At 66.9% G+C, this 20,616-nt stretch carries 21 protein-coding genes and 2 pseudogenes (1 of these 23 only partly in view); 18 read left to right on the top strand and 5 right to left on the bottom strand.

The features are described 5' to 3' along the window. The first annotated feature begins 19 nt into the window (after positions 1-19). From ACTTAG_RS06165 to ACTTAG_RS06185, 5 genes are read left to right on the top strand one after another with little or no spacing between them, the layout of a single operon-like run. Positions 20-1,084: an ABC transporter permease gene (locus ACTTAG_RS06165; protein WP_444464653.1), complete on the top strand. Its 1,065-nt coding sequence runs from the start codon at positions 20-22 to the stop codon at positions 1,082-1,084. After that, on the top strand, positions 1,084-1,989 hold the full coding sequence (gene nikC, locus ACTTAG_RS06170) for a nickel transporter permease (protein WP_444464654.1): 906 nt from the start codon (positions 1,084-1,086) through the stop codon (positions 1,987-1,989). The genes ACTTAG_RS06165 and nikC overlap by 1 nt, the downstream gene beginning before the upstream one ends. Next, positions 1,986-2,819, top strand: coding sequence for an ABC transporter ATP-binding protein (locus ACTTAG_RS06175; RefSeq protein WP_031326033.1), 834 nt, complete (start codon positions 1,986-1,988; stop codon positions 2,817-2,819). Before nikC ends, ACTTAG_RS06175 begins: the two co-directional genes overlap by 4 nt. After that, complete coding sequence (locus ACTTAG_RS06180; RefSeq protein ID WP_444464655.1) at positions 2,812-3,591, top strand: ABC transporter ATP-binding protein; 780 nt, start codon at positions 2,812-2,814, stop codon at positions 3,589-3,591. The genes ACTTAG_RS06175 and ACTTAG_RS06180 overlap by 8 nt, the downstream gene beginning before the upstream one ends. Then, positions 3,588-4,646 carry a dipeptidase gene (locus tag ACTTAG_RS06185; RefSeq protein ID WP_444464656.1) on the top strand — a complete coding sequence of 353 codons (1,059 nt, stop codon included), beginning with the start codon at positions 3,588-3,590 and terminating at the stop codon, positions 4,644-4,646. Before ACTTAG_RS06180 ends, ACTTAG_RS06185 begins: the two co-directional genes overlap by 4 nt. Positions 4,647-4,701: 55 nt before the next feature. On the opposite strand, the pseudogene ACTTAG_RS06190 reads toward ACTTAG_RS06185, so the two are convergent. After that, a pseudogene (locus tag ACTTAG_RS06190) lies at positions 4,702-6,338 on the bottom strand (DEAD/DEAH box helicase). A gap of 243 nt (positions 6,339-6,581) precedes the next feature. Here ACTTAG_RS06190 and argS point away from each other — a divergent pair. The 6 genes from argS to ACTTAG_RS06220 are packed head-to-tail and all read left to right on the top strand — an operon-like array spanning position 6,582 to position 12,031. Continuing rightward, the gene (argS, locus tag ACTTAG_RS06195; RefSeq protein ID WP_444464657.1) at positions 6,582-8,327 is read left to right on the top strand and encodes an arginine--tRNA ligase; all 1,746 of its coding nucleotides are present in this window, start codon (positions 6,582-6,584) and stop codon (positions 8,325-8,327) included. Between the two features lie 53 nt (positions 8,328-8,380). Beyond that, on the top strand, positions 8,381-9,388 hold the full coding sequence (locus ACTTAG_RS06200) for an SPOR domain-containing protein (protein WP_444464658.1): 1,008 nt from the start codon (positions 8,381-8,383) through the stop codon (positions 9,386-9,388). Further along, complete coding sequence (locus tag ACTTAG_RS06205) at positions 9,364-10,386, top strand: glycoside hydrolase family 3 N-terminal domain-containing protein (RefSeq protein ID WP_444464659.1); 1,023 nt, start codon at positions 9,364-9,366, stop codon at positions 10,384-10,386. Before ACTTAG_RS06200 ends, ACTTAG_RS06205 begins: the two co-directional genes overlap by 25 nt. After that, positions 10,379-11,182, top strand: coding sequence for a segregation and condensation protein A (locus tag ACTTAG_RS06210; RefSeq protein WP_444464660.1), 804 nt, complete (start codon positions 10,379-10,381; stop codon positions 11,180-11,182). Before ACTTAG_RS06205 ends, ACTTAG_RS06210 begins: the two co-directional genes overlap by 8 nt. Beyond that, positions 11,179-11,820 (top strand): SMC-Scp complex subunit ScpB, encoded by a 642-nt coding sequence (gene scpB, locus ACTTAG_RS06215; protein ID WP_444464661.1) that lies wholly within the window; start codon positions 11,179-11,181, stop codon positions 11,818-11,820. The genes ACTTAG_RS06210 and scpB overlap by 4 nt, the downstream gene beginning before the upstream one ends. Before the next feature lies 1 nt (position 11,821). After that, positions 11,822-12,031 carry a hypothetical protein gene (locus ACTTAG_RS06220; RefSeq protein WP_444464662.1) on the top strand — a complete coding sequence of 70 codons (210 nt, stop codon included), beginning with the start codon at positions 11,822-11,824 and terminating at the stop codon, positions 12,029-12,031. 5 nt (positions 12,032-12,036) lie between these two features. On the opposite strand, the gene ACTTAG_RS06225 is transcribed toward ACTTAG_RS06220, so the two are convergent. Further along, on the bottom strand, positions 12,037-12,822 hold the full coding sequence (locus tag ACTTAG_RS06225; protein WP_444464663.1) for an enoyl-CoA hydratase: 786 nt from the start codon (positions 12,820-12,822) through the stop codon (positions 12,037-12,039). A 54-nt stretch (positions 12,823-12,876) separates the two neighbouring features. Between ACTTAG_RS06225 and ACTTAG_RS06230 the strand changes: the two genes are divergently transcribed. Further along, a complete protein-coding gene (locus ACTTAG_RS06230; protein WP_444464664.1) occupies positions 12,877-13,293 on the top strand; it encodes a PaaI family thioesterase in 417 nt (138 codons plus the stop codon). Here the strand turns inward: ACTTAG_RS06230 and ACTTAG_RS06235 are convergent. Then, the gene (locus ACTTAG_RS06235; RefSeq protein WP_444464665.1) at positions 13,272-14,759 is read right to left on the bottom strand and encodes an SLC13 family permease; all 1,488 of its coding nucleotides are present in this window, start codon (positions 14,757-14,759) and stop codon (positions 13,272-13,274) included. The two genes, ACTTAG_RS06230 and ACTTAG_RS06235, sit on opposite strands and share 22 nt — an antisense overlap. 250 nt (positions 14,760-15,009) lie before the next feature. Here ACTTAG_RS06235 and rplM point away from each other — a divergent pair, with 250 nt between their 5' ends. From rplM to ACTTAG_RS06255, 4 genes are all read left to right on the top strand, one after another. Beyond that, the gene (rplM, locus tag ACTTAG_RS06240; RefSeq protein ID WP_444464666.1) at positions 15,010-15,474 is read left to right on the top strand and encodes a 50S ribosomal protein L13; all 465 of its coding nucleotides are present in this window, start codon (positions 15,010-15,012) and stop codon (positions 15,472-15,474) included. A 2-nt stretch (positions 15,475-15,476) separates the two neighbouring features. Continuing rightward, complete coding sequence (rpsI, locus tag ACTTAG_RS06245) at positions 15,477-15,965, top strand: 30S ribosomal protein S9 (protein ID WP_136906499.1); 489 nt, start codon at positions 15,477-15,479, stop codon at positions 15,963-15,965. Between the two features lie 114 nt (positions 15,966-16,079). Further along, positions 16,080-17,162: a calcium-binding protein gene (locus ACTTAG_RS06250; protein ID WP_444464667.1), complete on the top strand. Its 1,083-nt coding sequence runs from the start codon at positions 16,080-16,082 to the stop codon at positions 17,160-17,162. A 171-nt stretch (positions 17,163-17,333) separates the two neighbouring features. Continuing rightward, positions 17,334-18,482 carry a calcium-binding protein gene (locus tag ACTTAG_RS06255; protein WP_444464668.1) on the top strand — a complete coding sequence of 383 codons (1,149 nt, stop codon included), beginning with the start codon at positions 17,334-17,336 and terminating at the stop codon, positions 18,480-18,482. Between the two features lie 66 nt (positions 18,483-18,548). On the opposite strand, the gene bfr is transcribed toward ACTTAG_RS06255, so the two are convergent. Then, positions 18,549-19,034, bottom strand: coding sequence for a bacterioferritin (bfr, locus tag ACTTAG_RS06260; RefSeq protein ID WP_444464669.1), 486 nt, complete (start codon positions 19,032-19,034; stop codon positions 18,549-18,551). A 21-nt stretch (positions 19,035-19,055) separates the two neighbouring features. Continuing rightward, a complete protein-coding gene (locus ACTTAG_RS06265) occupies positions 19,056-19,298 on the bottom strand; it encodes a (2Fe-2S)-binding protein (RefSeq protein ID WP_136908717.1) in 243 nt (80 codons plus the stop codon). Positions 19,299-19,445: 147 nt separating this feature from the next. On the opposite strand from ACTTAG_RS06265, the pseudogene ACTTAG_RS06270 reads away from it, so the two are divergent. Together ACTTAG_RS06270 and pssA are read left to right on the top strand one after the other, a co-directional pair. Continuing rightward, positions 19,446-20,165 (top strand): annotated as a pseudogene (locus ACTTAG_RS06270) (phosphatidylserine decarboxylase); the annotation flags it as partial. 1 nt (position 20,166) lies between these two features. Continuing rightward, positions 20,167-20,616: the 5' portion of a CDP-diacylglycerol--serine O-phosphatidyltransferase gene (gene pssA, locus ACTTAG_RS06275; RefSeq protein ID WP_444464670.1), read on the top strand. 288 nt of this gene lie beyond the right edge of the window; the window shows 450 of its 738 coding nt (coding positions 1-450); its start codon is at positions 20,167-20,169; its stop codon lies beyond the right edge, outside the window.

Raw genomic sequence — 20,616 nt, forward strand, 5'->3', positions numbered from 1 at the left:
GCGGCGGGGCTTGCCCCTCATGACCACGACCGAACCTTCCCCCGCTTCGCCCTCCCGTCTGCCCGCGCTTGCGCGCCATGCGGCCGGGGGTCTTCTTACCCTTGCCATAACGCTTCTGGGCCTTTTGCTGGTCACCTTCGTCATCGGCCGCGTCGTGCCGATTGATCCGGTGCTTTCGATCGTCGGCGAACGCGCCACCGAGGCGCAGTATCAGGCCGTCCGCACCGCGCTGGGCCTGGATCAGCCGCTTTGGCAGCAGTTCTGGATTTACGTCCGCGACGCCGTGCAGGGCGATCTGGGCCAGTCGATCCGCACCCGGACCCCGGTGATCGAGGATGTCGCCCGCGTCTTCCCCGCGACGCTGGAACTGGCGACGCTGGGCACGCTGATCGGCGTCGCCTTGGGCGTGCCCGCGGGCGTGCTGGCCGCGACCCGCCCGGGCACGCTGGCCGATCAGATCGTGCGGCTTGTCGGCCTTGTCGGCTATTCGATGCCGGTCTTCTGGCTGGGCCTCATTGGCCTTTTGATCTTTTACGGCCAGCTCGGCTGGGTCGGCGGCCCCGGGCGGCTCGATGCGACTTACGAGATGATGCTGGAATTCAGCATGACCCGCTACACCGGCGCCATATTGATCGATTCCGCGCTGAACGGCGCCTGGGACATCTTTGCCAATGCGATCTCCCACATCCTCCTGCCCGCGGGGATTCTGGGCTATGTGTCGATGGCTTACATCAGCCGCATGACCCGCAGCTTCATGATGACCGAACTGAGCCAGGAATATATCACCACCGCCCGCGTCAAGGGCATGCCGGAATGGCGGGTGATCTGGGTGCATGCGATGCGCAATGTCTCGGTGCCGCTGATCACCGTCATCGCGCTGTCTTACGCCTATCTTCTGGAAGGCTCGGTCCTGACCGAGACGATCTTCGCCTGGCCGGGGCTGGGCCTTTACATCACCGACGCGCTTTTCGCCGCCGACATGCCCGCCGTTCTGGGGGGCACCGTCGTCGTGGGCGTCGTCTTCGTCACGCTGAACATGATGTCCGACATTCTTTACCGCCTTGTCGATCCGAGGGCCCGCTGATGACTGCGCTGACCCTTTGGCTGACCGATCCGAACCCGTCCTCGCGCCGTCAGGCCCGGCTGGGCCAGGCCTGGCTTGCCTGGCTCAGATTGCGCCGCAACCCTTTGGCGATGCTCGGGCTTTTCATCATCGCGGCGCTGTGCCTGATGGCCGCCGCCGCGCCCCTCTTTGCCACGCAGGACCCTTTCGCGCAAAACCTGGCGGAGCGGCTTTTGCCCCCCGGCACGCCGGGCCACTGGCTTGGCACCGATGATTTCGGCCGCGACATCTGGAGCCGGATCGTGCATGGCGCCCGCATCACGCTGTCCATCGTCGCCCTTGTCGCCGTCACCGCGCCGCTCATCGGGCTTTTGATCGGCACCGTCGCGGGCTATTTCGGCGGCTGGGTCGATACCGTGCTGATGCGGATCACCGATATCTTCCTGGCTTTCCCGCGGCTTATCCTGGCGCTGGCGCTGGTTGCCGTGCTGGGGCCGGGGGTGCAGAACGCGGTTCTGGCCATTGCCCTGACCGCCTGGCCGCCCTATGCCCGGGTCGCGCGGGCCGAAACCCTGACCGTGCGCAATTCCGATTACATCGCCGCCGTGCGTCTGCAGGGCGCGGGGCCGGGGCGGATCATCTGGGGCCATGTCGTGCCGATGTGCCTGCCCTCGGTGATCATCCGGGTCACGCTGGACATGGCCGGGGTGATCCTGATCGCCGCGGGGCTGGGCTTTCTGGGCCTTGGCGTGCAGCCGCCGCTGCCGGAATGGGGTCTGATGATTTCGTCGGGGCGCAAGTTCCTCTTTGAGCAATGGTGGGTCGCCACCATGCCCGGCCTTGCGATCTTCACCGTCTCGCTCGGCTTCAACCTTTTGGGGGATGGTCTGCGCGATGTCCTCGACCCGCGGAGTGCCGCCCGATGAGCCTGTTGCAGATCGAAAACCTGCGCGTGACATTCGCCACCGAAACCGGCCCGGTGCAGGCCGTGCGTGGCGTCAGCTTTTCGCTGGGCCGCGAACGGCTGGGGATCGTCGGCGAAAGCGGTTCGGGGAAAACCATCACCGGCCGATCCGTGCTGCGGCTGATCCGGCCCCCGGGGCGGATCGAGGCGGATCGGATGGACTTCGACGGCATCGACCTGTTGAAAGCCAATGAAAAACAGATGCGTGCCCTGCGCGGCCCGCGTCTCGCCATGGTGATGCAGGACCCGAAATATTCGCTGAACCCGGTGATGCGGATTGGCGCGCAGCTGACCGAGGGGCTGCTTCGGCGCGACCGCATCAGCCGGGCTGAGGCGCGCAAGAAAGCCATCGCGGCGCTGGAAGCGGTGCAGATCCGCGACCCCGAACGGGTGATGGAGGCCTGGCCGCATGAGCTGTCGGGCGGCATGGGCCAGCGGGTGATGATCGCGATGATGCTGATCCCGGAACCCGATCTGCTGATCGCCGATGAACCGACTTCGGCGCTCGATGTGACGGTGCAGGCCGAGGTTCTATCGATCCTCGATGATCTGGTGAAAAGCCGCGGCATGGGGCTGATCTTCATCAGCCACGATCTGCGGCTGGTGGCGCGGTTTTGCGACCGGGTGCTGGTGATGTATCGCGGGCGCATCGTCGAGGAACTGGCGGCCCACGATCTGATGGCGGCGAAACATCCCTATACGCAGGGGCTTTTGAACTGCTTGCCGCGGATCGGGGGCCCTCGCGCGCCGCTGCCGGGGCTGGATCGCACGGGGGACTGGGCGCATGTCTGATCTGATTGAAATCGAAGACCTTTCGGTCACGTTCCGGGCGCATGGCCGCACCGTCCGCGCGGTCGAAGGCGTCAGCCTGCGCGTGCCTGCACAGGCAAGCTTCGGTCTTGTGGGCGAAAGCGGCTCGGGCAAATCGACCATCTTGCGGGCGATCTGCGGGCTGGCGCCGGTCTCGGGCGGCGCGATCCGGATTGGCGGGCAACCGCTGAAAGCGCCGCGCGACAAGGCCTTTGCCGCGCGGGTGCAGATGGTGTTTCAGGACCCCTATGCCAGCCTGCATCCGCGCCACACCATCGACCACACGCTGTCGGAACCGCTCGCCATCCATGGCGTCGGCGACACCGATGCGCGGGTGGTGCGGGCGCTGACCGATGTCGGCCTGCCGACCTCGTTCCGCTTTCGCTATCCGCATCAGCTCTCGGGCGGGCAGCGCCAGCGCGTCGCCATCGCGCGCGCGCTGATGCTGGAGCCGGAGATCCTGTTGCTCGATGAACCGACCTCGGCGCTCGATGCTTCGGTTCAGGCCGAGGTTCTGAACCTGCTCAACCGGTTGCGGGCGGAACGCGGGCTGACCTTTTTGATGGTCAGCCATGATCTGGCCGTGATCGACCATATGTGCGACCGCGTTCTGGTGATGCAGAACGGCCGCGCGGTCGAGGAACTGGCGCGCGAGGATCTGGCCCACGCCCGGATGACGACCGCCTATGCGCAAAGCCTGTTCGCGGCCTCTGCGGACCGGATGCTGGACCCTGTCGGAAAGGAAACCCGATGATCCCGGTCTTTGACGGCCACAACGATCTGCTGTTGCGGCTTCTGGAAGCGCCTGAAAAGCGGCGCGAAATCTGGCTGACGGGCGAGGGCAGGGGGCAGTTGGACCTGCCGCGGATGCGCGCGGGCGGCTTCGCGGGGGGCTTCTTCGCGATCTATCTGCCATCCCCCGTCGCGCATGACGATGCCGATCTGATGGCGCAGATGGCCAATCCGCCCTATCGCCTGCCGCTGCCCGCGCTGATGGAGGCCGCCGAGGCAGCCGATCCGGCTTTGCGGGCGGCGGGGCTGATGCTCTGGATGGAGCGCGCGTCCGAGGGCGCTTTCCGCATCTGCCGCACCGCGGCCGAGATCCGCGCCGCGATGGCAGAAGGCGTCATTGCCGGCATCATGCATATGGAGGGGGCCGAGGCGATCGACGCCGATCTGGATGCGCTGCATGCCTTTCACGCGCTGGGGCTGCGCTCGCTTGGCCCCGTCTGGTCGCGCCCGACGATCTTTGGCCATGGCGTGCCTTTTGCCTTCCCCTCCAGCCCCGACACCGGGCCGGGGCTGACGGCGGCGGGCAAGCGGCTGGTGGCGGAATGCAACAAGCTCAAGATCATGCTCGATCTCAGCCACCTCAATGAGAAGGGCTTTGACGATGTGGCGGCGCTGTCGGATGCGCCGCTGGTCGCCACGCATTCGAACGCCCATGCTTTGTGCCCCTCCTCGCGCAACCTGACGGACCGGCAGCTCAACATCATCCGCGAAAGCCGCGGCATGGTCGGGCTGAACTATGCCGTCAGCTTCCTGACGCCCGATGGCCGCAAGGACCCCGATTGCGGCTGGGCGCCGATGCTGCGCCATCTGGATCATCTGATCGAGCGGCTGGGCGAGGATCACGTGGGCTTGGGCTCCGATTTCGACGGCGCCGAAATCCCCGCGGTGCTGGGCGATGTCGCCGGCTTGCAGGGCTTCATCGGCGCGATGCGCGATCACGGCTGGGGCGAGGATCTGATCCGCAAGATCGCCCATGACAACTGGCTTGCCGTGCTCGAGCGCACCTTCGGCGCCTGAAGCCAAAGAAAAGGCCCCGGGAAACCGGGGCCTTGTCTTTCGAAGTTGAGAGGTCTCAGCTTTCCGAGGGTTCCGCGACCGGGGTTTCGACCTCGGCTTCGGGGGCCTCGTCGGTCTCCTTGTCCTCGATCACCGGCTTCGTGGTGCGGAACGACCGCAGCAGGAAATCGGGCACATGATCGCCCATGCCGACGACCGCAGGCCCGCCATCGCGGCCGCGGCGGCTGTCGCGATAGGGTTCCGACCGGCGTTCGTCGCGCGGACCATCGGGGCGGATCGGTTCGGCGCGATGGCTGTCCGAGCGGGGGCCGTCGTTCCGGCGCGGTTCCGAACGGCGGGGCTCGGCCCGTTTCGTCTCGGGCACCTCGACGATATGCGAGGCGTCTTCCTCGGCGGCGACGATCACCGGCGCGCGGTCTTCGCGCGGCGGGCGTTTCTCGTCCCGGCCCCGACCCGTGCGCGTGCGCGAGGACCGCGATTTCGGCCCCTTGTCATCGTCATATTTGCGCGGCTCGCGATGCGCGGCTTCCGACAGCGAGAACCCCTCGGGCGGATCGGCGCGGGGGATTTCCTGCTTCACCAGCGCTTCGATCGCGGCGAGATATTTCGCATCCGCGGGCGTGCCGATCGAATAGGCCGTGCCCAGACGCCCGGCCCGGCCGGTGCGGCCGATGCGGTGGACGTAATCCTCGGCATGGCTGGGCAGATCATAGTTGAACACATGGCTGACGGCCGGAATATCGAGCCCGCGCGCCGCCACGTCCGAAGCGATCAGCAGTTGCAGCGTGCCATCGCGGAACGCGTCAAGCGTCTTCGTGCGCAGGCTCTGGTCCAGATCGCCATGGATCGGCGCGGCGTTGAAGCCGTGCGTTTTCAGCGACTTCGCCACGATATCCACATCGGTCTTGCGGTTGCAGAAGATGATGGCGTTGGTGCAGGCCTCGCCCTCGGATTTGATGATCGCGCGCAGAAGTTCGCGTTTCGCCTTGGCCGACTGGTCGCGGCGCGGCGGCGTGATCTGGATCAGCTTTTGCGTGATCGTTTCCGAGGTCGTCGCCTGCCGCGCCACTTCGATGCGGGCCGGCGCATGCAGGAAGGTGTTGGTGATGCGCTCGATCTCCGGCGCCATCGTGGCGGAAAAGAACAGCGTCTGCCGGGTGAAGGGGGTGAGCTGGAAGATCCGCTCGATATCCGGGATGAAGCCCATGTCGAGCATCCGGTCGGCCTCGTCGACCACCATGATCTGCACGCCGGTCAGCAGAAGCTTGCCGCGCTCGAAATGATCCAGCAGGCGGCCGGGCGTCGCGATCAGCACATCGACGCCGCGGTCGATCAGCTTGTCCTGTTCGCCAAAGGACACGCCACCGATCAGCAGCGCCTTGGTCAGCTTGGTATATTTTGCATAGGTGTCGAAATTCTCGGCCACCTGCGCCGCCAGCTCCCGCGTCGGGCAGAGCACAAGGCTGCGCGGCATCCGCGCCCGGGCGCGGCCCGAGGACAGCATGGTCACCATCGGCAGGGTGAAAGAGGCGGTCTTGCCAGTGCCGGTCTGGGCGATGCCCAGCACGTCGCGGCCTTCGAGCGCGGGGGGGGAATGGCGCCCGCCTGGATCGGCGTGGGCGTTTCATAGCCCGAATCCGCGATGGCACGCAGCACGGCAGGGTCAAGATTGAGATCGGTAAACTTCGTCATTGGCGTCCTGTGGCGCGTGGGGAAGCCCCGCGCGCGGGGTGGGGGGACGCGTTGAAAACCGGGCGTCCCGTCTGCCCGCCGGATTGCGGGTGAGGTCGCGTTAGCGGAAAAATCGCGATCCGTCAATCTGAACGGGGTGCGACGCGCTTGCCAAGGTCCGCGGGGGGGCGCGGAAATCCGCGCAGAGTTGACGACACGGCGCCGCTCTGGCAGGGGTGGGGCAACGAAGGAAGCGATCAGATCATGAACCTCTTTGCTGATGTGCGCGCGGTCGTGCTTGCCGCGCTGGATGCGATGGTGGCCGAAGGCGCGCTGCCTGCGGGCCTTGACACCCAGGCCGTGGCGGTCGAGCCGCCGCGCGATGCCGCCCATGGCGACATGGCGACGAATGCCGCGATGGTGCTGGCGAAACCCGCCGGAACGAACCCGCGCGCGCTGGCCGAGGGGCTGGTGGCGAAGCTCTCCGCCGATGCCCGGATCGCCTCGGCCGAGGTCGCCGGGCCCGGCTTCATCAACCTGCGGCTGGCGGGCGGGCTTTGGGCCGATGTGGTGCGGGCTGCGCTGCACTCGGGCGCCGATTTCGGCCGCTCCGATCTGGGCCGCGGCATCAAGGTCAACGTCGAATATGTGTCCGCGAACCCGACCGGGCCGATGCATGTGGGCCATACCCGCGGCGCGGTCTTTGGCGATGCTTTGGCCAGCCTGCTCGATTTCGCGGGCTACGATGTGACGCGCGAATACTATATCAACGACGGCGGTGCGCAGGTCGATGTTCTGGCGCGCTCGGCCTATGAGCGCTACCGCGAGGCGAACGGGCTGGAGCCCGAGATCCGCGAGGGGCTTTACCCGGGCGATTACCTGATCCCGGTGGGCGAGGCGTTGAAGGAAAAATACGGCGCCAGCCTGATCGACAAGCCCGAAAGCGACTGGCTGGCCGAGGTGCGGGAGTTCGCGACCGAGGCGATGATGGCGATGATCCGCGAGGATCTTGCACTGCTCGGCGTGAAGATGGATGTGTTTTATTCCGAAAAGTCGCTTTACGGCACCGGCCAGATCGAGGCAGCTTTGCAGCGGCTGCAGGATCTCGGCCTGATCTACGAAGGCGTGCTGGAGCCGCCGAAGGGGAAACTGCCCGAGGATTGGGAAGAGCGCGAACAGACCTTGTTCCGCTCGACCAGTTATGGCGATGACGTCGACCGGCCGGTGAAGAAATCGGACGGCGCCTGGACCTATTTCGCCCCCGACATCGCCTATCACTGGACGAAGATCGAGCGCGGTTTCGATCAGCTGATCGACGTTTTCGGCGCCGATCACGGCGGTTACGTCAAGCGGATGAAGGCGGCCGTGGCGGCGCTCTCGGAAAACCGGGTGCCGTTGGACATCAAGCTCATTCAGCTGGTGAAGCTCTTCAAGAACGGCGAGCCCTTCAAGATGAGCAAGCGCGCGGGCACCTTTGTCACGCTGCGCGACGTGGTCGAGCAGGCCGGGGCGGGCGTGACGCGCTTTCACATGCTGACGCGCAAGAACGATGCGCCCTTGGATTTCGACTTCGACAAGGTGCTGGAACAATCCAAGGACAACCCGGTTTTCTATGTGCAATATGCCCATGCCCGGGTCGCCTCGGTGCTGCGCAAGGCGCGCGAGATGGGGATCGACGTCACCGACGCCGCGCTGGCCGCGGCCGATCTGGATCGCAACACCCACGAGGCCGAACGCGCGCTGGCGAAGAAGATCGCCGAATGGCCGCGTCTGGTGGAAATCGCCGCCCGCGCGAACGAGCCGCATCGGGTCGCCTTCTTCCTTTATGAAATCGCGTCCGACCTGCATGCGCTTTGGAATCGCGGCAATGACGAGCCGTCGCTTCGCTTCCTGCAGGAAGGGGATCTGGCGGCCTCATCGGCGAAAATCGCCCTTGCCCGGGCCTCGGCCGTTGTGATTTCGGCCGGTCTTGGTATTCTTGGCGTCACCCCGGCCGAAGAGATGCGCTAAGGCACCGCCGGGGGGCAGGGCCGAACCGGCCCGAAAACCGGAATGGGGCGAGCATGACCGATCCCGACACCCGCAATGGCGGGGGTTTTGGCAGGCAGGGCGGGGGCGACTATGGCCCCGGCCTTGACATGCCTGCGCCCCAGCCCGCGCGCTGGGTGCAATGGGCGGGCGCGGCCGTGTCCGGCGCGCTGATTTTGGGCGTGATCGTCTGGGGCTATCGGCTGGCCGTGCGCGATGTGTCGGGCGTGCCGGTGATCCGCGCGTTGGAGGGCCCGGCGCGGATGGCGCCTTCGGACCCCGGCGGGGCGCTGGCGGCCCATGTCGGTCTGGCGGTGAACGAAGTCGCGGGCTCGGGGCTGGCGGCGCCGGGGCCAAGCCGTGTCGTGCTGGCGCCGCCGCCCACCGGGCTTTCGCCCGATGATGCGCCGATGTCCGAACTGAAACCCCTGCCGCAGGTGGAGAACCCCGCCGATGCGGAAGAACTGGCGATGGAGGGCCCGCCGGTGCCGGTGCCCGACAGCGCCATGCCGCCGAAACCCGCGGTGACGGCGCCCGCCGCCGATCCGGCCGCAGAGCTGCCGACAGATCCCGAGCCGCCCGCAGAAACGCCCGCAGAAGTTCCGCCCGCCGAGACTGCCGCGGTCGAGCCCGCCGAGCCGGTCCTTCCGGCCGATGTGCCCGGCGTGGCGAAATCGCCCCGGCCGCTGCCCCGCCCGACGCTGGATATCGAGGCCGAGGCCGCGGCGCAGGCGGTTGCCGCGGCGCTGGCGGGCCCGGGTTCGGTCGAGGTGGCGGCCGCCGATCTGCCCTCGGGCACGCGGGTCGTGCAGCTGGGCGCCTTTGACAGCCCCGAGGAGGCCCGCGCCGAATGGGACCGGATCTCGGGCCGGTTCGAGGCGCTGATGGCGGGCAAGAAACGCATCGTGCAGGAGGCCGCCTCGGGTGGGCGCAGCTTCTGGCGGCTGCGCGTCTCGGGCTTCAAGGGGGTCGAGGACGCGCGCCAGTTCTGCGCCGCGCTGGTGGCCGAGGGGGCGAATTGCATTCCGACCGTGATCAAGTAAGCCCCTGCGGTGCCACGATTCTGGGCGTCGAGGGCACGGTGCTGGGCGCCGATGAAGCCGCCTTTCTGCGCGCGGCCGACCCTTGGGGGCTGATCCTGTTTGCGCGCAATGTCGAAAGCCCCGCGCAGCTTTCGCGCCTGACCGCCGATCTGCGCGCCGCTTTGGGACGCGATGCGCCGATCTTTGTCGATCAGGAGGGCGGGCGGGTGCAACGCCTGCGGGGGCCCCATTGGCGCGACTGGGCGCCACCTTTGGATGACGCGCTCTTGCGCGGTCCGCGCGGGATGTGGCTGCGCGCCCGGCTGCAGGCGGCCGAGCTGCGCGCGGTGGGCATCGACGGCAATTGCGCCCCCACCTGTGACATTGCGGGCGGGCAGACGCATCCGTTTTTGCGCAACCGCTGCCTTGGCGAAAGCGTTGATGCGGTGGTGAAAAATGCCCGCGCGACGGCCGATGGCCTGCTGGCGGGGGGCGTTCTGCCGGTGCTCAAGCACATGCCGGGCCATGGCCGGGCCGAGGCCGACAGCCACAAGGATCTGCCGGTGGTGACGGCCGGGGCCGAGGATCTGCGCGCCCATGATTTCGCCCCTTTCGCGGCGCTGGCCGATCTGCCGCTTGGCATGACCGCGCATATCCGCTTCACCGCCTTTGACGCGGTCCCCGCCACGCAAAGCGCGCGGATGATTGATCTGATCCGGCAGGAAATCGGCTTTGCCGGGCTTTTGATGACCGATGATATCGGGATGCAGGCGCTTTCGGGCAGCTATGCCACCCGCGCCGCGGCCTCGCTTGCTGCCGGGTGCGATGTGATCCTGCATTGCAACGGCACGCGCGCGGAGTTCGAAGAAACCGTGGCGGCGGCGGGGCGGCTTTCGCCCGCGGCCAGCCTGCGCGCCGCGGCGGTCTTGCGGTTCCGCCACACACCCGCAGAGGTTGACTTGGCGGCGCTGGCGGCGGAATTTGACGCCGCGGGCAGCGGCGGCGGGTCGGATGGCTGAGGAAACGGCAAGCCTGTTTGAAAGCACGAGTGTCAGCGAACGGCTTGCGGCCGAGGCGCTGATTGTCGATGTCGACGGGTTCGAGGGGCCGCTGGATCTTTTGCTGACGCTCTCGCGCACGCAAAAGGTCGATCTGCGCCGCATTTCGGTTCTGGCGCTGGCCGAGCAATATCTGAAATTCGTCAACGAGGCCAAGGCGCTGCGCATCGAACTTGCGGCGGATTATCTGGTGATGGCGGCCTGGCTTGCGTTTCTGAAATCGCGTCTGCTGCTGCCGCCCGAACCGGGCGAGGATGGCCCCTCGGCCGAAGATCTGGCGGCGCATCTGGCGTTTCAGCTGGAACGGCTGTCCGCGATGCGCGAGGCGGCGGCGACGCTGATGGGGCGCGATCAGCTGGGGCGCAATTTCTTTGCCCGCGGCTACAGCGAAACGGTCGAGCGGGTGCGCAAGGTCACCTATTCCGCGACGCTGCTGGAGCTGATGCAGGCCTATGCGCGGATCCGCACCCGCGACGAATTCCGCCCCTATGCCTTTGATCGCAAAAACGTTTTCACCATGGAAGAGGCGCTGGAGCGGATGCGCCCGCTGATCGGTTATGCCGGGTCCTGGACCGATCTGACCGATTATCTGCCCGATGGCTGGGGGGCGGACCCGAAGCGGCGCCGCTCTGCCACGGCGGCGACCTTTGCGGCCTCTTTGGAACTGGCGAAACAGGGCCAGATCGAGATCCGCCAGACCGAAACCTTCGCGCCGATCACCATTCGCGCCCGAACCACCCCGCGGACCAGCGCATGAGTGAGAGCCGCTACGATCCGAATGAAAAGTCGCTGTTCGATGCCCCGCCGCTGGCGGAGCAGGAACGGATGATCGAGGCGATCCTGTTCGCGGCGGCCGAGCCCGTCAGCCTGCGCGAGATGCAGGACCGGATGCCGCATGGCTGCGATGCGGCCGAGGCGCTGGCCTATCTGCGCCGCCGCTACGAGGGGCGCGGCGTGCATCTGGTGAAGATCGGCGACGCCTGGGCCTTTCGCACCGCGCCCGATCTGGGCTTTTTGATGCAAAAGGAAACGGTCGAGCAGCGCAAACTGTCGCGTGCCGCGATCGAAACGCTGGCGATCATCGCCTATCACCAGCCGGTGACGCGCGCGGAAATCGAGGAAATCCGGGGCGTTGCGGTCTCGCGCGGCACGATCGACCAGCTTCTGGAGCTGGAATGGATCCGGCTGGGGCGGCGGCGGATGACGCCCGGCCGGCCGGTGACCTTTGTGGTGACCGAGACGTTCCTCGATCATTTCGGCCTTGAATCTGCGCGGGATTTGCCGGGCATCAAGGAACTGCGTGCGGCGGGGCTTCTGGACAACCGGCCGATGCCCGGGGCCGAGGACGAGGAGGCCGACATGGTGGGCCAAAGCGAGCTGTTCGAGGAGGAGTGAGATGGACCCGATGAAGCTTTTGCAGCTGGTCTGGAACATGATCCTGCGCCGCCTGCTGCGGGTGGGCGTGACGAAGGGGATCGAGCTGGCCGCGGGCAAGGGCAAGCCCGCGGCGCAGATGACCAAGGCCGAACGCAAGGCCGCGAAATCGGCGCGTCAGGCGGTGAAGCGCGCCCGCCAGGCGGCGGCGATCACGCGGCGGCTGCGCTGAGCCCGTTACGCCCAATCCGGCTTGCGTTTCTCCAGAAAGGCCTGCACCCCCTCGGCGGTGTCGCGGTAAAGCATGTTTTCCACCATCACCGCGCCCGCGTGGGCATAGGCTGCGGCCGTCTCCATCTCGATCTGCTCGTAAAAGGCCCGCTTGCCGACCTTGACCGCCGCGCCGAGTTTGGCGGCGATCGTCTCGGCCAGCGCCGTCGTTGCGGCGTCCAGCGCGTCATGCGGCACGACGCGGTTGACCAGCCCGACCTCGCGCGCGCGGGCGGCGTCGATGAATTCGCCGGTCGTCAGCATCTCGAAGGCGATTTTGCGCGGCACGACGCGGCTGAGCGCCACCATCGGCGTCGAGCAGAAAAGCCCGATGTTCACCCCGTTGACACCAAAGCGCGTGCCCTCGGCCGCGACGGCCAGATCGCAGCTGGCCACCAGCTGGCAGCCCGCGGCGGTGGCGATGCCGTGGACCTGCGCGATGACCGGCTGCGGCAGGCGGGGGATCGCCTGCATCACCGCGGCGCAGCGGGCGAAGAGATCGGCGAAATAGGCCCGGCCGCCATCCGGTGCCGCCCGTCCGGCCTGCATTTCGCGCAGGTCATGGCCCGCGCAAAAGGCCTTGCCCGCGCCTTTCAGCACCACGACCTTCACCCCCGCATCCCCGGCCAGCGCCGCGAACCGGGCGTCAAGCGCCGCCAGCATCGCATCGGAGAGCGCATTCAGCGTCCCCGGGCTGTTCAGCGTCAGATGCGCGATGACGCCACGTTTTTCGATCTCGACAAGCTCTGTCATTGCAATTCCTCCCTGTGGTCCGAAGTCTAGGCCGGGGAGCGGCCGGGAGGAAAGATGCAACTGAAGATGGATGCGGCGGCGCTGAACGCCTTTTTGCGCGCGGAATTTCCGCAGGTGGCGGGGATGTTCGCGGTGCTTGAGGCGGGCGCGGAGGTGGTGATCCGGCTGCGGATTGACGAAAGCCACCTGCGCCCGGGCGGCACGGTCTCGGGGCCGACGATGTTTGCGCTGGCCGATGTGGGGATCTATCTGGCGATCCTGAGCCGCATCGGCCCGGTGGCGCTGTCGGTGACGACGAATGCGACGATCGACTTTTTGCGCAAGCCGCTGGCCGGGGGGTACCTTGTGGCCCGGGTGCGGGTGCTGAAGCTTGGCCGCAGCCTGGCCGTGGGCGATTGCCTGATCTATTCCGAGGGCGAGGCGGACCCCGTCGCGCGGGCCTCGATGACCTATTCGATCCCGCCGCGCTGAGGCGGCGCAAGGTCGAAGACAAAGGGCGCCAGCCCGGTCACCGCGGCAAAGATCACCGCGATCGAGATCAGGTTCATCCAGAACCCCGCCCGGGCCATGTCGCCAAGGCTCAGCCCCTTCCAGGAAAAGGCGATCGCATTGGGCGGCGTGCCGGTGGGCAGCATGAAGGCCATCGACGCGCCCAGTGCCACCGGCAGCATCAGCCAGGGCACGGCCACCCCAAGCCCCATCGCCACCGCCGCCATCACCGGCAGGAAGGTCGCGGCGGCGGCGGTGTTCGAGGCGATCTCGCTCAGATAGACCATCGCGGCGGTGGCGATCAGCACCAAAAGCCAGAGCGGCAGCGCCGAAAGCCCGGTGGCGAGCCCCCCCACCGCCGCCGCAAGGCCGCTGCTTTCGAACCCCGCCGCCAGCGCCAGCCCGCCGCCGAAGAGCAGCAAGATGCCCCAGGGCAGGCCGGGCGCGACGCTCCAGTCCAGCACGAAGCCGCGCCCCTGTCCCAGCGGGCAGGCAAACAGCACCAGCGCCGCGGTGATCGCGATTCCGCTGTCTGAAACCGGCAGGCCAAGCGGTTCGCGCAGGATCCAGGCGAGCGCGGTCAGCACGAAGACCGCGGCCACGATCGCCTCGGCCCGGCCAAGGCGTCCCAGCGCCCGGGCCTCGGCGGTGATCAGCGCCCGCGCCGCGGTCAGATCAAGCCCGCCAAGGTCGAACAGCCCGCGGGTCAGCAGCAACAGCATCAGCGGCAGCATCACCGCCACCACCGGCACGCCGAACAGCATCCACTGGAAGAAGCCGATTTCAAGCCCGTGGCTTTCGGCCAGCAGGCTGGCCAGCAGCGCGTTCGGCGGCGTGCCGATCAGGGTTCCGACACCGCCGATCGAGGCGGACCAGGCGATGCCCAGCATCAGCGCGACGCCGAAGGCATGCGCCCGGGTCTTGTCGGCGTGGCTCTCGACGAAGGTCACGACCGAGGTGGCGACGGTGACCATCATCATCGCCGCCGCGGTGTTCGAAATCCACATCGACAGAAAGGCGGTGGCCAGCGCGAAGCCCGAGATCAGGCCGCGCGCCGATTGCCCGGCATGGGCGACGATGAAAAGCGCGATGCGCCGGTGCAGACCGTGCCGCTCCATCGCGGCGGCCAGAAGAAAGCCGCCGAGGAACAGGAAGATCAACGGGTTGCCGTAATGCGCCGTGACCGCGGCGATGGGCAGGATGCCCAGAAGCGGCATCAGCGCGACCGGCACGAGCGCGGTGGCGGCCAGCGGCACCGCCTCGGTCAGCCACCAGACCACCATCCACAGCGTCAGCCCCGCCAGCCGCCAGCCCTCGGGCGAAAGCCCGTCGGGGGCGGGCAGGGCCAGCATCGGCACAAGACAGAGCGGCCCGGCCAGAAGCCCGATCCGCCGCCACAGCGGCAGCGCCTTGCCCCGTGTCGCCCCCTTCGCCCGCCGTGCCGTCATGCCTGCCCCCTTCCGTGCCATCCTGCCTGCCCCAGCCTAGCACGAGAAGACCGGCCGGGGACGCGACCGATCGCGCGGCCAAGGGCCGGTTTGTGCCCCGTTTTGTGCCTTGATCTTGGGGTAATCAGATACCTATTTCGCAAGTCCTTGAAAAGGCTCAATATTAAGGCGACTGTTGCGCTTGCTTTGTTCCGGAAAGTCGCGGATAAGCCCGCATCCAGTTTCCCAACCCTTCAAAGGGCGATCGACAATGAAAACCTATACCGCGAAACCTGCGGAGATCGAGAAGAAGTGGATCCTGATCGACGCCGAGGGCGTCGTTCTGGGCCGCCTCGCGACGATCGTTGCCATGCGTCTGCGTGGCAAGCACAAGCCGACCTTCACGCCGCACATGGACATGGGCGACAACGTGATCATCATCAACGCCGACAAGGTGCAGATGACGGGCACGAAGCGCGAGGACAAGCGCTACTACTGGCACACGAACCACCCGGGCGGGATCAAGTTCCGCACCGCGCGTCAGGTTCTGGAAGGCGCCCACCCCGAGCGCGTGGTGATCAAGGCGGTCGAACGCATGATCTCGCGCAACCGTCTGGGGCGTGCGCAGATGTCGAACCTGCGCGTTTACGCCGGGGCCGCCCATCCGCATGAAGCCCAACAGCCCGAAGTTCTGGACGTGAAAGTCCTGAACAAGAAGAACACCCGGAGCGCGTGAACATGTCCGATATCAAATCTCTCGACGATCTGAAGTCGGCCGTTTCCGGCACCCCGGCGGCGGCCGTGGCGGCGGCGGTGGAGCGCACCCCGGTGCGCGACGCGCAGGGCCGCGCCTATGCGACGGGCAAGCGCAAGAACGCGGTGGCGCGGGTCTGGGTGAAGCCCGGCACCGGCAAGATCACGGTGAACGGCAAGGAAATGCCGGTCTATTTCGCGCGTCCGGTGCTGCAGCTGATCGTGAACCAGCCCTTTGGGGTTGCGGGCGTCGAAGGCCAGTATGACGTGATGGCGACGGTCGTGGGCGGCGGTCTTTCGGGTCAGGCCGGTGCGGTGAAGCACGGCATCTCGAAAGCGCTGCAACTGCATGAGCCGTCCTTGCGCGCGGCGCTGAAGGCGGCGGGCTTCCTGACCCGCGACTCGCGCGTGGTTGAACGGAAGAAATACGGCAAGGCCAAGGCCCGCCGCAGCTTCCAGTTCTCGAAGCGCTGATTTCACGAAACAATCCGTTTCCGGGCGGCCCCAGACCGGGGCCGCCTTTTCGATTCCGCCCCCCGTGCCAACGTGCTAAGGCGTTAACGTTTATTAACCGCATCTGGGGTGGTCATGCGTAAGTTCCTTTTCTCGACGGACGAGGGTTCGGTGTCGGAAGCAATGACGGCGCGGGCCGAGGCGATTGCGGCGGTGACGCAATCGGCGCTGGCCGCCGCGGCGCGGTGGGGCACCGACCGTGCCGACCGGCTGCTGGGAAGCACTGCGGCCGACCGTGTTTTTGCACGCGCGGGGGCCGACACGGTCTATGGCGCCGAGGGCGATGATCTGCTGCGCGGCGGCGATGGCGACGATCTGCTGCTGGGCGGCGCCGGGGCCGATGTGCTTTGGGGCGACCTGGGCGCGGACCAGCTTTACGGCGGCACCCATGGCGATGCGCTGCATGGCGGCTTCGGCATCGACCGGCTGTTCGGCGAGGGCGGCAACGACACGCTGGACGGCGGCGCGCAGAATGACGAGCTGAGCGGCGGCGCGGGCAATGACGTGCTTTTGGGCGGCGACGGCGAGGATCGGGTCTTTGGCGGGGCCGGGGCGGACAGCGTTACCGCGGGGGCCGGCGACGATCTGGCCCGCGGCGGCGATGGCAATGACGTGCTGACCGACGAGGGCACCGATGCGGATGCCGACTGGATGTGCGGCGATGCCGGGGCCGATACGCTGGTGGGGGGCAATGGCGCCGATACGCTGATCGGCGGCTATGGCAATGACGTGATTCGCGATACCTGGGTGGTGGATGCCTCGGGGGCGCTTGTGGCCGATGATGCGGCGCTGATCGACGCGGGCGTGGGCAATGACACGATCTTCGCCTCGGGCGCGGATACGATCAGCACCGGCACGGGGGCGGATGTGATCGTGATCGGCGCGGCCGGTGACACGGCGCTGGCGCTGAGCGCGGAGCTGACGGTGACCGATTTCGTCGTCGGGCGCGACGTGCTGCAGTTCGATCTGTCGCAGGGCGACGAAGAAGACGTGCTGACCCTGTCGCTGCGCAGCACGGGCGGCAATACGATCATCGTCGTCACCGATGCCGAGGGGGTCAGCCATGACGCGGTGACGCTGCTTGGGGTGACCGGGGCGACGCTGGACCGGATTGTCGATGATTTCGCCTTTGATACGGCCGCTTACGATCTGATCTGAGCGCCTTGTCCGGGCTATCGAACGCGGCCCGCCCCGGTTGGGGCGGGTCTTTTGTTTCCGGATCGGGGGGCTGCGGGAGGGCGCCCGGGCCAAGTCGCCGAATCTTTTTGCCAAAAAGGCGATTCGCGTGCAATTCTTTACAACTTTAGCGATTGTCGCGTGGGAGGTGCCATGGAACTTGCGCTTTTTCTGTGTGCCCTGCCGTTGCTCGTCCTTGGGCTGTCAGGGGGCGACGACGAGGAGGAGGAGACCGCGGAGGACAGCCCCGACATCATCGGCACCGAGGGGGCGGACACGTTGCACGACGACAGCGGCGCCGATCTGCGGGTCGAGGCGTTGGGCGGGGGCGACGATATCGTGACCGGCGCGGGCGATGATGCGATCGACGCGGGGGCGGGCGATGATTTCGCCTTTGGCGGCGACGGGGCCGACACGCTTCTGGGCCAGAGCGGCAATGACGATCTGCGCGGCGAGGCGGGGCAGGACAGTCTGGTGGGCGGCACGGGCCATGACACCCTGTCCGGCTATACCGGGGCCGACACGCTTCTGGGCGGGGCGGGCCGCGACAGTCTGGACGGCGATGCGATCTATGCCGGAACCGGGGAAACCGGCGCTGAACTGAGCGCGGATTACCTTGATGGCGGCGCGGGCGACGATGTCTTGATCGGGGGCGATTACGCCCTGTCCATCCCCGCCGATGCGCCGGTGGACACGCTGATCGGTGGTTCGGGCGATGATCTGATCGTCGACAGCCACGCCATCCTCCATGACGAATATTCCAGCAGGTCAATTCCCGACGCCGATGCGCTGATCGACGCGGGCCCGGGGGAGGACACGATCGTGGTCTCGGGCGGGGATACGATCACCACCGGCGCGGGGGCGGATCTGATCTGGTTGGGATCGGTGCCGACCGGGGTTCCCGATGGCAGCGAACGGGTTCTGGTGGCGCAAAGCCATCTGACGGTGACCGATTTCACCCCCGGCGAGGATCGGCTGGACATCACGCTGGTCACGCCGGTCGAGGGCGCCGATGTGCAGCAGGGCTATCTGGCCCTGCACGAGGCAGACGGCAACACCATCCTGACCTTTACCGAGGCCGAGACCGGCGTGGTTTCGGATGCGGTGGTGACCCTGCTGGGCGTGACCGGCCTGCAGCTTGAAGATATTCTTGCCGATCCGCAATCCGGTCTTCGTTCGGGGGCAGGGGGCGACGACAGCCGCGCCGATGCGGTGGGGGCCGTGCTGGCCAGCGCGGGAGCAGATCCGGAGGCGATGCGCGCGGCCGATGACGCGATGCGGGCGGGGCCGTGCCTTGGCTGAGCGCTGTGGCCCCGCTGCCCGGAAGATGCCCCGCCCACGACCTGCGGGCGGGGCCATTTCGGGGGCTTACTCGGCCGTGTCCATCGGCGCGGCATTGAGCAGCGCAAAGCCTTGCGGCCCGAGCCGGTCGTAAAGCGAGATCTGCGTTTCGAGGAAATCGACGTGGCCTTCCTCGTCGGTGATCAGGCTTTCGAAGATGTTCTTCGACACGATGTCGCCCACCTCGGCGCAGTAATCGCGCGCCTCGCGGTAAAGTTTCAGCGCGTCATGTTCCCCCGCCAGATCGCATTCGAGCGTCTCGCGCGGGCCCTCGCCGATGCGCAGCGGGTCCAGTTTCTGCAGGTTCGGATGGCCCTCGAGGAACAGGATCCGGGCAATGATCTTGTCGGCATGGCCCATTTCCTCGATCGATTCCTCGCGGCTTTTCTTCGCCATCTTGGCCAGCCCCCAGTCCTCCTGCAGCCGGAAATGCACCCAGTATTGCGAGATCGCGGTCAGTTCCGACCGCAGTGCCGCGTTGAGAAATTCGATGACTTTTGCGTCGCCTTTCATGGCTGCGTCCTTTCGCTGATGTTACATGCGCAGATTGCGCAGCTCTGCCGGAACCTGCGCCACCTCTGCGGGCACGGCCAGATTGGCATTCTCCTGCATCGTGGCAAGGAAAAGCGGCATGCAGCCGCCACAATCCGCCCGTTTGCCAAGCGCGCGGTAGATCTTGCCCGGGGTGATCAGCGCAAACCGGTCCGAAGCCCGCATCCAGTCGATAGCGGCATGGATGTCGCGATGGGTGATGTGCTGGCAGTGACAGACGATCATGCGGGCCTCCGTTGCGAAATTACCTAGCGAAACAGTCGGAAAAGTCAATCCGAGTCTTTTGCTTGGGTAACGGCTTGGCCCGGGGGTTGCGTCAAGGCGCAGCGGTTTCCTTGCGGCGAAACTTGCGCTAGGAAGCGGCAACGGAAAGACCAACGAGAAAGGCTCGCAATGTCCGTTTCCATGCTTTCCACTTTCGTCAAGCCGATGCACCCCGAGGGGCGCAAGTTCGTCGCCATCGCGGCGGCGATCACGGTGATGCTGTTCCTGCTGTGGCAGCCGCTGGGCTGGATCGGCACCGGGCTGACGATCTGGGTCTATTATTTCTTCCGCGATCCGCCGCGGGTGACGCCCGCGCGCGAGGGGCTGATGATCTCGCCCGCCGATGGGGTGGTGTCGCTTTTGCAACCGGCGGTGCCGCCGGCCGAACTGGGGCTTGGCGATCAACCGATGACCCGGGTTTCGGTCTTCATGTCGGTCTTCAACTGCCATGTGAACCGGCTGCCGCTGGCGGGGCGGATCACCAAGGTCGCCTATCACAAGGGGCTGTTCCTGAACGCCGCGCTGGACAAGGCGTCGCTCGACAACGAGCGCAACGGGCTTGCGGTGGAAACCGCCTCGGGGCAGCGCTACGGCGTGGTGCAGATCGCGGGGCTGGTGGCCCGGCGCATCCTGTGCTTCGTCAAGGAGGGCGACACGTTGGCCACGGGCGATCGCTTCGGGCTGATCCGGTTTGGCTCGCGGCTGGATATCTATCTGCCCGACGGCGTGCAGCCCTTGGTCTGCATCGGTCAGACGATGATTGCCGGGGAAACGGTGATTGCCGACATGACCGGGACGGAACCCGCCCGCACCGGCGAGGTGCGCTGAGATGAGCCTTGAGCCGCAGGACCGCGAAAAGCTGCCGTTCCTTTTCCTTCTGCCCAATCTGGTGACGCTGGCGGGGATGTGCCTGGGCCTGACTGCGATCCGCTTTGCCATGGTGGGCAAGTTCGAAATGGCGGTGACGCTGCTTCTGATCTCGGCGGCGATTGACGGGCTCGATGGTCTGATCGCGCGGCGGCTGAAGGCGACCTCGGAATTCGGTGCGGAACTCGACAGCCTGTCCGATTTCCTCTGCTTTGGCGTCGCGCCCGGGGTGCTCGTCTATCGCTTTGCCATGGGCGAGGGGAATGCGCTGGGCTGGGTTTTCGTGCTGATCTATGCCGCCTCGGCCTGTCTGCGGCTGGCGCGGTTCAACGTGACCCGGGGCGAGGATGGCGCGGGCAAGACCCATTTCACCGGCGTTCCGGCGCCTGCGGGGGCGATTCTGGCGCTGCTT

The organism is Rhodobacter capsulatus (assembly GCF_052363185.1).
In the GTDB taxonomy this organism is placed as follows: Bacteria; Pseudomonadota; Alphaproteobacteria; order Rhodobacterales; family Rhodobacteraceae; genus Rhodobacter; species Rhodobacter capsulatus_E.